11 protein-coding genes are annotated in these 13,668 nt (G+C 59.2%); 4 read left to right on the top strand and 7 right to left on the bottom strand.

Annotation, left to right across the window (positions count from 1 at the left end):
• Positions 1-145: 145 nt before the first annotated feature.
• The 4 genes from deoC to ACR0B3_RS16175 all read left to right on the top strand — a co-directional run bounded on the left by deoC (position 146) and on the right by ACR0B3_RS16175 (position 5,184).
• Entirely contained in the window at positions 146-1,144 is a 999-nt protein-coding gene (deoC, locus tag ACR0B3_RS16190; protein WP_170725248.1) for a deoxyribose-phosphate aldolase, read from the top strand.
• 47 nt (positions 1,145-1,191) lie between these two features.
• Entirely contained in the window at positions 1,192-3,525 is a 2,334-nt protein-coding gene (locus tag ACR0B3_RS16185; protein WP_480809973.1) for an aldehyde dehydrogenase family protein, read from the top strand.
• Between the two features lie 24 nt (positions 3,526-3,549).
• Positions 3,550-4,359 (top strand): SDR family oxidoreductase, encoded by an 810-nt coding sequence (locus ACR0B3_RS16180; protein ID WP_480809972.1) that lies wholly within the window; start codon positions 3,550-3,552, stop codon positions 4,357-4,359.
• A gap of 93 nt (positions 4,360-4,452) precedes the next feature.
• Positions 4,453-5,184: a Crp/Fnr family transcriptional regulator gene (locus ACR0B3_RS16175; protein ID WP_480809971.1), complete on the top strand. Its 732-nt coding sequence runs from the start codon at positions 4,453-4,455 to the stop codon at positions 5,182-5,184.
• Between the two features lie 3 nt (positions 5,185-5,187).
• Here the strand turns inward: ACR0B3_RS16175 and ACR0B3_RS16170 are convergent, their stop codons facing one another.
• The 7 genes from ACR0B3_RS16170 to ACR0B3_RS16140 form a co-directional block, all read right to left on the bottom strand.
• On the bottom strand, positions 5,188-6,492 hold the full coding sequence (locus tag ACR0B3_RS16170; protein WP_480809970.1) for a M16 family metallopeptidase: 1,305 nt from the start codon (positions 6,490-6,492) through the stop codon (positions 5,188-5,190).
• Positions 6,489-7,829, bottom strand: coding sequence for a M16 family metallopeptidase (locus ACR0B3_RS16165; RefSeq protein ID WP_480809969.1), 1,341 nt, complete (start codon positions 7,827-7,829; stop codon positions 6,489-6,491). Before ACR0B3_RS16165 ends, ACR0B3_RS16170 begins: the two co-directional genes overlap by 4 nt.
• Positions 7,830-7,914: 85 nt before the next feature.
• Positions 7,915-8,430 (bottom strand): DUF3035 domain-containing protein, encoded by a 516-nt coding sequence (locus ACR0B3_RS16160; protein ID WP_170684258.1) that lies wholly within the window; start codon positions 8,428-8,430, stop codon positions 7,915-7,917.
• Positions 8,431-8,480: 50 nt separating this feature from the next.
• Positions 8,481-8,951: a signal peptidase II gene (gene lspA / locus ACR0B3_RS16155; protein WP_480809968.1), complete on the bottom strand. Its 471-nt coding sequence runs from the start codon at positions 8,949-8,951 to the stop codon at positions 8,481-8,483.
• On the bottom strand, positions 8,951-10,540 hold the full coding sequence (purH, locus tag ACR0B3_RS16150; RefSeq protein ID WP_480809967.1) for a bifunctional phosphoribosylaminoimidazolecarboxamide formyltransferase/IMP cyclohydrolase: 1,590 nt from the start codon (positions 10,538-10,540) through the stop codon (positions 8,951-8,953). The genes lspA and purH overlap by 1 nt, the downstream gene beginning before the upstream one ends.
• Positions 10,541-10,562: 22 nt before the next feature.
• Positions 10,563-12,302, bottom strand: a complete 1,740-nt coding sequence (locus tag ACR0B3_RS16145; protein WP_480809966.1) for a heparinase II/III family protein — start codon at positions 12,300-12,302, stop codon at positions 10,563-10,565.
• Positions 12,303-12,390: 88 nt separating this feature from the next.
• Positions 12,391-13,650 (bottom strand): RsmB/NOP family class I SAM-dependent RNA methyltransferase, encoded by a 1,260-nt coding sequence (locus tag ACR0B3_RS16140; RefSeq protein WP_480809965.1) that lies wholly within the window; start codon positions 13,648-13,650, stop codon positions 12,391-12,393.
• Between the last annotated feature and the right edge of the window lie 18 nt (positions 13,651-13,668).

Here is a 13,668-nt window from a genome sequence, read left to right as displayed (position 1 = left end):
CTAAGTCAATGCAAATGCGAATTACTCGCAAGAAAACGCTTATTTTGTCCATTTGGTCAAAAATTTACCAATCACGGCGCCGGCGCACCTTCCATTTCGCTACGACCCATGCGAATTTGACGCAAACCTCCAAAAGGATGGAAACATGGAAACGCAGAGCTCAGAAAGCCCCGTGCGCACCCCGCATCTGCCGCAGGTGACCGAACCCCGGAACCCGGGAATGGATCTGGATCTGGATTGGGTGCGCGCCGTGCAGGCCAATACATCGGCCATCGAACGCCGCGCAGCGACATTGCCGGGTCGGCGATCGGTGAAGAAGGACTATCAGGCCGCGTGGTTGCTGAAGGCGATAACAATGATCGACCTGACCACCCTGTCGGGTGATGATACGGTTGGCCGGGTGCGTCGGCTGTGCGCAAAGGCTCGTCAGCCTGTTGCGTCTTCAGTTCTGCAGGCGCTAGACATGCCGCCGATCACGACCGGAGCCGTTTGCGTCTATCATGATATGATCGAAACGGCGGTCGAAGCTTTGAAAGGCACCGGCATTCCGGTCGCGGCCGTTTCGACCGGCTTTCCGGCAGGTCTGTCCCCGTTCCACTTGCGCGTAGCCGAGATCGAAGAAAGCGTGAAAGCTGGTGCCGAAGAGATCGATATCGTTATCTCTCGCCGTCATGTGCTGTCTGGTAACTGGCAGGCGCTTTATGATGAGATGAAGGCCTTCCGCGTGGCTTGCGGCGAAGCCCACGTCAAAGCCATTCTGGCAACTGGAGAGCTGGGTAGCCTGCGCAATGTCGCCCGCGCCTCGCTGGTCTGCATGATGGCTGGGGCGGATTTCATCAAAACCTCCACCGGGAAAGAGAGCGTGAACGCCACCCTGCCCGTCTCGCTGGTGATGATCAGGGCTATCCGCGACTATTATGACCGCACAGGATACCGCGTCGGGTATAAGCCTGCGGGCGGGATCTCGAAGGCCAAAGATGCGCTGGTATACCTGTCGCTCATCAAAGACGAGTTGGGCGACCGCTGGCTGGAACCCGATCTGTTTCGCTTTGGCGCGTCATCGCTGCTGGGCGATATCGAGCGGCAGTTGGAACATTATGTCACCGGGGCATACTCGGCTGGGTACAGACATTCGATGGGGTGACCCCCTGGAGACGTCTGGGCAGTGAGTATTTGGGAAAAGATGAAGTTATGACAGTCAAAGAAATCTTCGAAACCATGGAATATGGACCCGCCCCTGAAAGCGCTGCCGAGGCGTTGGCGTGGCTGGTGGATCAGGGCGACAAATTCGGACATTACATCGATGGGGCCTTTACCAAGCCGGGCAAGGGATTCGAGAGCCGTAATCCGGCAACCGGAGAGGTTCTGGCCAAGCTGACACAAGCCAAACAGGCTGATGTGGACGCTGCCGTTGCCGCCGCCCGCAAGTCGCAGCCAAAATGGGAAAAGCTGGGCGGTGCGGGTCGTGCACGGTATCTCTATGCCATCGCGCGGCTGTTGCAGAAGCATTCGCGCTTGTTTGCGGTGCTGGAAAGCATGGACAACGGCAAACCGATCCGCGAGTCTCGGGATATCGACATCCCACTGGCGCAACGGCATTTCTATTACCACGCGGGTATGGCGCAGTTGATGGAAAGCGAGTTGCCTGACGCGCAGGCGCTGGGGGTTTGCGGCCAGATCATCCCCTGGAACTTCCCGCTGCTGATGCTGGCGTGGAAGATCGCCCCGGCGCTAGCGATGGGCAATACGGTGGTTCTGAAACCGGCAGAGTATACCTCGCTGACCGCACTGCTGTTTGCAGATATCTGTTCGCAGGCCGGTTTGCCCAAAGGCGTGGTCAACATTGTCACCGGGGACGGTGCGGTGGGCGAGATGATCGTGAACGCAGACGTGGACAAGATCGCCTTTACCGGCTCGACCGTTGTGGGGCGGCGCATCCGTGAAGCGACGGCTGGATCGGGCAAGGAATTGACGTTGGAACTGGGTGGTAAGTCCGCCTATATCGTATTCGACGACGCCGATATCGATTCAGCCATCGAAGGTCTGGTGGACGCGATCTGGTTCAATCAGGGTCAGGTCTGTTGTGCAGGCTCGCGCCTGCTGGTGCAGGAAGGCATCGCCGATCGTTTCCACGACAAACTGCGCGCCCGGATGGACGGTTTGCGTATCGGCAACCCGCTGGACAAGTGCATCGACGTGGGCGCGGTCGTGGACCCGGTTCAATTGCAGACCATTAAGGGCATGGTCGAAAGCAACACGGTTGGGCATGTGCATCAGGCCGCGTGTGAGCTGCCCGAAAACGGCTGCTTCTACCCGCCGACCCTGATCTCAGGTCTCGAAACCTCTGACCCTCTGATGCAGGAGGAAATATTTGGCCCGGTCCTTGTATCCTCGACCTTCCGCACTCCGGAAGAGGCGGTCGAACTGGCCAACAATACCCGCTACGGCCTGGCCGCAACGGTCTGGACCGAGAATGTGAACCTCGCGCTGGATATCGCGCCCAAGCTGGTTGCCGGGGTTGTGTGGGTGAACGCCACCAACCTGTTCGACGCAGCCGCCGGGTTCGGCGGCGTACGTGAGAGCGGCTTTGGCCGTGAAGGTGGATGGGAAGGACTGGCGGCCTATACCAAACCCAAGGGCAAGGCCAAACCGCTGGCAAAGGTCGAGGCTGCCATGGGCGAAGGTGCCCCGGTGGATCCGATTGACCGCACCGCCAAGATGTATATTGGCGGTAAACAGGCACGGCCCGATGGCGGGTATTCGAAACCCGTCTGGGGCAAATCCGGCCTGTTGGGTCATGTGGGCCTTGCGAACCGCAAAGACGTCCGCAATGCGGTTGAGGCCGCGGCGGGGGCCAAGGGCTGGTCCAAGAACACCGGCCATTTGCGGGCGCAGATCCTGTACTATATCGGCGAAAACCTCTCGGCACGCGCGGCTGAATTCGCGGCCAGTATCGATGCTATGACCGGCAAGAAGGACGGCGCGAAAGAGGTAGACGCCTCGATCCAGCGCCTATTCACCGCTGCCGCCTGGGCCGACAAATATGACGGACAGGTGCATGGCGTTCCGATCCGGGGCGTTGCGATTGCGATGAAGGAACCGGTGGGTGTCATCGGTGCACTATGCGCAGACGAAGCACCGCTGCTGGGTCTGGTCTCGGCCATGGCCCCGGCAATCGCGATGGGCAACCGGGTGGTGTTGGCGGCAAGCGAACCCTATCCGTTGGCTGCAACCGATTTCTACCAGATCCTAGAGACCTCGGACGTTCCGACAGGTGTGGTCAACATCCTGACCGGCAGCCACGCAGAACTGGCCAAACCACTGGCCTCACATCTGAACGTGGATGCGGTCTGGTCCTTCTCGTCCACCGATTTGTCGCAAGAGATCGAGGCGGTATCGGCCGGGAACCTCAAACGCACATGGGTCAATAACGCCACGGCATTTGATTGGAGCGTGGACCAATCCCGCCGCTTCCTGCAGGCTGCAACCGAAGTGAAAAACATCTGGGTGCCCTACGGAGAGTAGGGCTCCCCGCCAAGGGAGGCCTACATGAACTTTTCAGGAAAAACCGTCATCGTCATCGGCGGCACCAGCGGGATCAACCGGGGCATTGCCGAGGCTTTTGCGGCCTCGGGTGCCAAACTGGCTGTGGCCAGCCGGTCGCAGGAGAAGGTGGATGATACCGTTGCAGCGTTAAAGGCGGCGGGCGCGCAAGACGCCATCGGAGAGGCGTTCGACGTGCGTGATCTTGATGCCGTGGCAGCGGCTCTGAAGCAGTTCCATGAAACGTTCGGAGACTTCGATGTATTGGTTTCAGGCGCAGCCGGGAACTTTCCGGCACTGGCAGCTGAGATGTCGGTCAACGCGTTCAAGACGGTGATCGACATCGATCTGATGGGCACAATCCATGTGATGAAAGGGGCGTATCCTTACCTCAAACGCCCCGGCGCGAGCATCATCAACATCTCGGCCCCGCAATCCTATCTTCCCTACGAAGGGCAATCTCATGTCTGCGCAGCGAAGGCTGGCGTGGATCAGATCACCCGGACACTGTCGATGGAATGGGGCGTCGAAGGCATCCGCGTGAACTCGGTCGTGCCGGGATTTATTGAAGGCACCGAAGGGGCCAGACGTCTCGCCCCCACACCGGATGCAGGAGAGGCCTTGCGCAAGGACGTGCCGCTTGGGCGTTGGGGCCAGCCGCAAGACGTGGCCAATGCCTGTCTGTTCCTCAGCTCGGACATGGCGAGCTATATCAGCGGGACTGTTCTGGCGGTTGACGGAGCACTTTATCAGCGCGGATCAGGTAAGTTCGGTCAAATGATGGGGCAGATGCTGCGGGTGCAGGCAAAGACTTAAACATAAACCCCGATAGCATGTGAAGCTGTTCATATACATTGGGCAGCCCCTCGATCAATTTGTACGCATCAGATTGCCAGGGTGGGCCAGAAGATGCTGACATTTCCGATCGACATGACGGACATGGCGCAGCTGATCGTGATGATCGGGGTGTTTGGTGCCGGGCTGTACATCCTCAACTATTTTTTGCTGCAAATGGGGATCGTTCGCGGGTCCGGCGTTTTATATCCCGTCTTGGTGATCATCGCCGCCAGTTGCGTTCTGATCAGCATGGCGGAAGAGTTCAATTTGGCGGGCTCGATCATTCAGCTTGCCTATATCTTGATCTCGGTTCTGGGCTTGCTGCGCGGGTATCTCTCGCACCACCTCGTGCGATTTTCAGCGCCCGAGAGGCAATTCGTGGCGAATTACCTCGAAACGCTCAAGCCGCATCACGCACGCAGGCTACTGAATACAGCAAAGCTAACCACATACGAATCCGGTGACACTCTGATCGAAGAGGGCATCACGAGCGATTATTTGGCATATGTCCTGTCGGGCCGCACTACCATTTTCAAGAACGGTCAGGTGATCAACCAATGTGGCCCCGATCAGATACTTGGTGAGCTTACCTTCGGTATCGGCCTACCCGCAACGGCCACGGTGTGCGCCGATGAACCAACAACTTGTCTGGTCTTCGACAGCCAACGCCTAGCACGCCTGCTGCGCCGCAACCGGCAGATCGACGATGCCCTTAAAGCTGCGCATTTCCGACACGCGCGACAGAAACTGCTCAGCAGCAACAATTATACAGTCAAATCGCGCAACATGTCGGTTGCGGCCTGAGCGTTAGCCGCCCAGACCTTCGGGCTTCCCGACCACCGTAAAATGCAGACCTTCAGGATCAAGCAGTTCCGCCGCCACCCGGTTCACATCCTCCAGCGTCACCGCGTTCACCTTGTCATTGCGGGTGGCGATATAGTCGATGGGCAGATCTTCCATCTGCATACCGACCATGATCCCTGCGATTTGGCCGTTGCCATCAAACCGCAGCGGGTAGGCCCCGGTCAGATAAGTCTTGGCATCATCCAACTCTTTCTGCGTCACACCTTCTGCTGCCGCACGCGCCCATTCCTGCCGGATCACGTCAACTGCTTCTGCGATGCGGTCATTGGCGGATGAGACCGAGCCCAAATAGACCGAAGCCAGATCCTTGGGCACGAGATAGGTCGCAACGCCATAGGTCAGGCCGCGCTTCTCGCGCACTTCCTGCATCAGGCGGCTTTCAAACCCGCCACCACCCAGAATGTGGTTCAGGATAAAGGCCGCAAAGAAATCTGGATCGTCGCGATCAATGCCCTTCTGACCGAACAAAGCAACCGATTGCGGCGTGTTGAAATCCACAACATTCACACCGCCGCCAATTGTGACCTCGGCCTTTTCGGGGATTGGCTTTCCGGTGTCCGGCAAATCTGCCAGCAACTTGTCCAACAGCTCTCCCAGTTCCTCGGCAGTGATGTCACCCACCGCGCCGACATACAGCCGATCTTTGGCAAACACATTGTTATAGGCCGTAACGATATCATCGCGGGTCAGGCTGGACACACTTTCGATTGTTCCTTTGCCGTCCGAAGCATAGGGATGATCCCCGTACGCCATTTCAGCAAAAATGCGCCCGGCGATATCATTTGGGTCAGTCTGATCCGTCTTCAGCCCCGAAATCACCTGCGCGCGCACCCGGTCAACCGCATCCTGATCGAACCGTGGTTCGTGGATTGTGGTCTGCAAAAGATCAATCACGTCATCGCGGTTCTCGGTCAGAAACCGTGCAGAAATCGACACCGTATCGTCGGTTGCACGATAGCTGAACGACGCGGCAAGCGCCTCGAGCTCTCGCGCGTAGGCGCGCGCATCCAGATCGCCTGCGCCTTCTTCGATCAGACCGCTCATTAGGTAGACTGCGCCGCGCTTTTCGGGATCATCCAGCGATGTCCCCCCGCGAAACCGCAGTTCCAGCGCCGTAAACGGGATGGAGTGATCCTCGACCAGCCAAGCGGTGATGCCCCCGGGGGATGTCACTTCTTTGATTTCGATCTCAGCCCAGGCCGGAAGCGCAATGATCAGCGCGATCAGCGGTGCAAATATCCGTTTCATTGCGTCACCTCATCGTCGCGCATCAGCCAGCCGGTTACGGATGACTCAGGTTGCAGCACCTCTCGGGCCGCGGCGATAATCTCTTCACCGGTGACAGCCTGCAGAATGTCTGGCCAGGCTTGCACGTCTTCGACCGTCAGCCCACTGGTCAACGCGCGACCATAGCGATTTCCGATACCGTCCACATTGTCGCGCGCATAGGTCTGAGACGCGCGCAGTTGCATCTTGATTCGCTCAAGATCCTCTTCATTCACACCTTCAGCAATGAAATCTGCGACAGCCTGATCCATCGCGTCTTCTGCTTCCTGCAGCGAAACACCTTCGGCTGGCACAACAAGCAGATCAAAGGTCGTGTCATCCAACGAGACGCCCCGGTAGAACGCGCCGGTATACACCACCTTCTGCTGCTCGAACTGCAGCTTTTCGTTCAGATACGAGGTCGTGCTTCCCCCCAGCAATTCTGCCAACAGGAACAAAGCCGCAGCTTTCTCCTGTTCACCAGGGTCGCGTTCCGGGGCCAGATAGCTGCGTTGCACATACGGCTGGGCAACGCGGGCATCTTTAAAGGTCAGACGGCGTTCGGCAGTCTGCGGCGGTTCTTGCGAGCGCACCCGTTCCGGCAAATCCGGATTTGCGGGAATAACACCGTAATACTGATCTGCCAGCACCTTGACCTCATCCGGATCAACATCACCGGTCACGACCAGGATGGCGTTATTGGGCGCATAGTGCGTCTGATAAAAGGACAGCGCATCGTCCATATCCAGCGTTTCCATCTCGTGACGCCAGCCGATAATCGGTACTCCGTAACGGTGGTTCAGATACTGCGCTGCATTCATCTGCTCGCCGAACAGCGCACGTGGGTTATTCTCGGTGCGCTGATTGCGTTCTTCCAAAATCACGTCGCGCTCGGTCAGAATGTCGTTCTCGGTCAGGCGGATGTTGCGCATGCGATCCGCTTCCATCCGCATCATCAGCTCAAGCCGATCGGCTGCAACACGCTGGAAATAGGCGGTGTAATCGTAAGAGGTGAACGCATTATCATTGCCGCCATTGGCCGCAACGGTGGCCGACAGCTCACCTGCTTCCATCGTATCAGTGGCCTTAAACAGCAAATGTTCCAGGAAATGCGCGACGCCCGAGGATCCAATCGGCTCGTCCGCAGACCCGGCCCGATACCAGACCATGTGCTGCACAACGGGCGCGCGGTGATCTTCAACCACTACGACATCCATTCCGTTGTCGAGCGTAAATGTGGTGACCGCCTCGTGCCCCTCTTTCGCGAACAAGGGGGTGGCGGCGATCAGGGCAGCCGACAGTGCCAGGGCCCGAACCATGGGGCATCCTCCGTTTCGTTTCTGGTATTCAAACTACGGTGGTGGTGCCTGGGTTCAAGGTCAATGACGGAAAGTTAAGAAGAATTCATTCAAGCGGAGGAGCCGAAGGTGTTTCGATCCCACGTTGACGTGCGGCTTCGTTTACGCTGTTCGCGTCGATGGCCTCGCGATCATAAACCTGCGCATAGCGGTCAACCGGAAACAAACGCAAGCGGGTCCAACGGCCACGTCTCTTGCGGAATGCCTCATCCTCTTCGGCTGTTACCTGACGCGTATTGGCCGGAACACCATACCGGCTTGAGGCTGTCACAAGCGCCGCATCGCTAGACGGAATGGCTGTATTCGGGTTCAGTGCCGCTTCGCTGCCACCTAACGCAACCACCGCATCCGCCTTTGGGTTGGGATCGGTCAGATTGGCACCACCCGGCGTGGGCGCTGGCAAAAAAGCATAGTCTTTGGGCTGGGTCAGCGGCTTGACCGGCAGAACCGAGAACTCGTCCGGTCCCGCGCCAGGCGGTTCGAGATTGCGCAAGCCGATATCGGAACAGCCCGCGACGGCAGCGGCGAGCGTCAGAACAAGAATGGCGCGTGGCATACGCATCAGTGTCTCCAACCAGTTTCAGGCGCTTTTATCGCATATCATCCGGTAGGTCACGAGGGCTTTTTGCCATCGAACAAAACCAGCCCCAACGCGCCTGCGAATATGAAAACATCGGCCAGATTGAACACAAACGGGTTGTTGATGCCGCAGCATGACATGTTCAAAAAATCGAGAACATATCCATAAAGCACACGATCCACGACATTTCCAAGCGCCCCGCCAATCAGCAAACCGCCGCAGAACAGCTGGAACTTTGTAGGGGCGATGCGCGTCAGCCAAATCAGAACACCCAGACAAATCGCCAGCGAAATGCCGATCAGCACCCAGCGTGCTGTGTCACTGTCACCCTGAAACAGACCAAAGTTGATGCCGCGATTCTCGCCGTATTTGAACACCAGCAGCGGCGGCAACACGTCGATATTGCCTTGCGCAACACGCAGCACGTGAACGACCAGATACTTGCTGATCTGGTCGATCAGAAACGCCGCCAGACCGGCCCAGAGAAGAAGCGGGCTGCGCATCAGTGACGGAAGTGGCGCATGCCGGTGAAGACCATCGCCAGCCCAGCCTCATCCGCCGCTGCGATCACCTCATCATCGCGCATCGACCCGCCGGGCTGGATAACGCAGGTTGCGCCTGCTTCAGCGGCTTCCATCAAACCGTCGGGGAAGGGGAAAAATGCATCCGACGCCACAGCCGAGCCGATGGTCAGTGGCTGCGGAAGCCCCAGCACATCAGCCATACGTTCGGCTTTCTTGGCCGCAATCAGCGCCGAGTCGACGCGGCTCATCTGCCCCGCGCCAACACCAACGGTTGCGCCGTCTTTAACATAGACAATGGCGTTGGATTTCACGTGCTTCGCCACTTTCCACGCAAACAGCAGGTCGCGCATCTGTTCATCAGTCGGGGCCTTCTTGGTGACGACCTTGAGGTCATTCATCCCAACAAACCCGTTATCTTTATCCTGCACCAGCAGGCCACCGGCGACCTGACGCACGGTTTTCCCACCCGCGGTCACATCGGGCAGAGCTTCGGTGGTCAACAAGCGCAGGTTTTTCTTGGCAGCAAAGATCGCCTTGGCCTCATCCGATGCACCCGGAGCGATCACGACCTCAGTGAAGATGCCGGTGATTTCCTGCGCGGTTTCCGCATCCAACGGCTGGTTTAAGGCGACGATCCCGCCAAAGGCAGACGTACGGTCGCAGTCGAATGCGGCTTTGTAAGCCTCAAGCAAAGTCGCGCCTTTGGCGACACCACACGGGTTGGCGTGCTTGATGATCGCGCAGGCCGCACCTTCGGATGGATCGAACTCTGCGACCAGCTCAAACGCCGCGTCGGTGTCGTTGATATTGTTATAGCTCAGTTCCTTGCCCTGATGTTGCACAGCGGTCGCAACGCCAGGACGGTTCGTTCCATCCGTATAAAATGCCGCCTGCTGATGGCTGTTCTCGCCATAGCGGAGGGTCTGTTTCAGCTCACCCGCAAAAGCGCGACGGCGCGGAGCCTCAGCGGCCAGAGCATCTGCCATCCAGTTAGACACAGCTGTGTCGTAAGCGGCGGTCCGGGCATAAGCCGTCTGTGCCAGTTTCTGGCGGAAGGCATAAGAGGTCTTACCGTCGTTTGCCGCCAATTCGGCCAGCAGGGCGTCATAGTCCTGAACATCCACAACCACATTCACGAAAGCATGGTTTTTTGAGGCTGCACGGATCATCGCAGGTCCGCCGATATCGATATTCTCGACGCACTCTTCATAGCCAGCGCCTTTCGCCACGGTCGCCTCGAACGGGTAGAGGTTCACAACCAGCAGGTCGATTGCGCCGATGCCATGTTCGGTCATTGCGGCCACGTGTGTGTCATTGTCTCGCAGGGCCAGCAACCCGCCATGCACCATCGGATGCAGCGTCTTGACCCGGCCATCCATCATTTCGGGAAAGCCGGTGACCTCGCTCACATCCTTCACATCCAGTCCAGCATCGCGCAGCGCCTTTGCGGTGCCACCGGTTGAAAGCAGTTCAACCCCGCGGTCTGACAGTGCCTTGCCCAGCTCGATCAGCCCGGTCTTGTCGGAAACAGAAAGCAACGCGCGGCGCACGGGGTGAAGGTCGGTCATGGGTCCAAAGATCCTTTTGGCGTCAGTCGAAAACGGGCTCGTCCCGGTGCGTATCCCGCACGGCATAGGCTGTATCCTGAGCCTTGCTGAGCGTCCACCGGGTGCGCGTCGCATACTCCATTGCGCGGCCAGATAGAACGATCTGTTTTGTCGCGCGTGGCTTTAATCGGCCTTTTTCCAGATAAACGCTTGGTTCAACTGACAACTTTCCAACGCCATCATGGCGGAAAACCCATATCTCACCGCTTTTGAGCGCCATCGACACCGCCGCGCCGCCCAAATCCAATGCCGCATCAACGTCAGGATGCAGGTGAAACCGGATGTCAAAGGCGATCCCTTTCAGGCCCGCCCCGTCCATGGCTCGATCAAATTGCCGCTTGGCCTTGTCGGTTGCGGTCAGCAGAATATCCTCGCCGATCAACTCACGCCCATCAAATCGCAGCTCCAGCGTGCGGGCATGGGTCAGGCCGAACACTTTGGCATAGCCATCATGACCGACCATGAACCGGGTGCCTTCAAACGCATCTTCGAAATCCACCGGCACGTGATGAGGACCATCAACCAGCGCTTCTTGCGATGACCCCTTGGCCGTTTCGGCAAGTCGAGCACTGGAATAGCCGTCGACGCACAGGGTCGAATGCGACGGGGTCGCCCGCCCTGCTCGCCGCCAGTCTTGCCCGAAACTGCCGCCCGAGCCGCAATTCACAATCAGCGGTCGACGGCCCGAGGTCAGTTCAAAGGCAAGCGACGAGGCATGCGCATTGTAGGACGCAGCACCTTTCGGCGGCGCACTGGCATCTACCAGAACCGTGGTGCGTGAGGCCGCCAGACGCGCATACCCCATCGACAGGTCCGAATGCTGCTGCGGTTTGACTCCGCTTTGTGCCAAGGCCTGATCCAATCGCCCTTCCAAGCCGCGCCCACCGCCGTGAAACCGGGCAAGCGCCCCATCCGCATGGCGTAGATTACGCAGGGTCGGTGCGATGCGCTTGATCGCCTCGGTCTGCGACGCAGGCGTACCCCGGCCCACTTCACTCAGCGCGGCCGAGGTCCAGGACAGCATCGTAAACACCTCAAGCAATTCCTCGGGGTTGCGCGTGGGAATGCCCCCTTCGGCATCAATCTGGCGCTCGCACTCGCGCGCCAACGCACGCAAGGCGGGGTCCGCCATCTGTTCCAGCCCTTCCAGGGCCAGACCGGCCTGTACCAGCCCCGCCAATGCTTCGAACCTCGGCAATCCCGGGGTTGCCGCTGTCCAGCGTTTGGACAAAAACCAGGTCTGCTGCGACAGTGATCGAAAGAACGCCCGGCTTTGTGCCTCATCGACGCCGCGCAACAGGAATGCCGCGTGATTGATCCAGCGTATGATCCGACGTCCGGTCAGGTCCGGCACCCAACCCAGGCCTTTGCCGCGCCCATGGGCATCGATCCAACCCCAGACCCAGCGCTGCGCTTTTTCCCGTGCTCGCATATCACCCACGGCCGCCAAATCGTCCAGCCAGACAAAACCATGGCGCTCATCATCGAAATCCAGACTTGGCGCGACCACATCCCAGAGGTCGGTATCATCCGCCTCGACCAGATACCCTGCGAACAGCAGGTTTCCCGCCACCAGTTGCCGCCCACGGGCAAAAGACCCGACCGTACGGGGTTCGGGCTGACCGACGAATCCTGAGACCGCCTTTCGCCGTTGGCTCAGGCGCGCATAAAGACGGTTCTGAAACCGCGTCCAGCGATTGGCCATTGTGTCCGAGTTTGACATGACGCTTGCGACTCTGCCCCTTGCGCTCTGCGGGCGCTTGAGCACACGATAGACCGGTCCGCGCGTCAAGTCATCGAAAAGCGTCGCGTCAGGCGGATTTGTTCAGACAAGCGATATAGAATCCGTCCATACCGTCCCGATCCGGCCAGTAATCGGGCCGCAGGCGCAAGCCGCCCTCTTCCGTGATCCAACTTGGCTCGACGCCCGCTATGTCAAGCGCAGCACGGTCCACCTGCATATCCGGGATCTGATCCAGCGCCTCTTCGATCTGCACTTCACCCTCGTCCGGCAACAGTGAGCAAGTGCAATAGACCAGACGCCCACCAGGTTTCAGCAAAGACCATGCATGGGCCAACATGCGCGCCTGCAGCTCCATCAACCCGCCGAATTCCGAGCCGTCCTTGGCGAAAGGTAAATCCGGATGGCGGCGAATCGTGCCCGTTGCCGAACAGGGCGCATCCAGCAGGATCGCGTCATATTGGCCTTGATGGTCCAATGCGTCGCCGACGATGACCTCTGCCTTAAGACCTGTCCGTTTCAGGTTTTCCCGCACCCGCTCCAACCGCGCCTCAGAGACATCCAGCGCCGTGACCTCTGCCCCTGCCGCAGCCAATTGCAATGTCTTGCCCCCGGGCGCGGCGCAAAGGTCCAGCACCTTTTCCCCGGGTTTCGGGGCCAGCACCCGCACAGGCAAGGCCGCCGCCGCATCCTGAACCCACCAGTTTCCGTCCGTATACCCCGGTAGCGCCGACACCTGCCCCGCATCCTGCAGCCGAATCGAGCCAGTGGGCAGGGCTTCTCCACCCGGCGCTTCAGCGCCCGGTTTCAGCGTCACGTCCAGCGGTGCGCCACTGAAATGGGCCTGCTCCATGCCCTTCACCGCGTCATCGCCCCACGCCATGATCAGCGGGTCGCGCAGCCATTCGGGCAGGCGGGGCACACGCATTTTAGGCCAAGCGTCCGGCCCGTCAGCGGCAATCTTGCGCAGGACCGCATTCACCAGCCCCTTGAGACGACCATGCTTGCGCGAACGGCCCACAATCTCGACCATCGAATTGACCACACCGTGCGCAGCTTCGCCCTGACACAGCTCAACCGTGCCCAGCCTTAGCGCGTTATGCACGGTCAGCGAAGGCGTCTGCCGCAGGTGATCGGCAAGCAGCCGGTCCGCACGTTCCAGCCCGCGCAGGGTCTCAATCGTCAGCCGTTGCGCACGCGCGCGATCCTCGGGGGCCAAGCGATCCAAAGCGCCCCCCGCAAGACATTCGGGCAACAACCGCCCTTCACCCAATATCTGATCCAACAGATAAATGGCGCTGCGGCGCGCGGCGGTTGCGGAATTTGACATGATGCTGAGTGCCCTTCG

The sequence above is a fragment of the Ruegeria sp. CE9 genome (assembly GCF_056537425.1).
The sequence above is the reverse complement of the archived record's forward strand: the minus strand, read 5'-3'. Positions and strand labels throughout refer to the sequence as shown.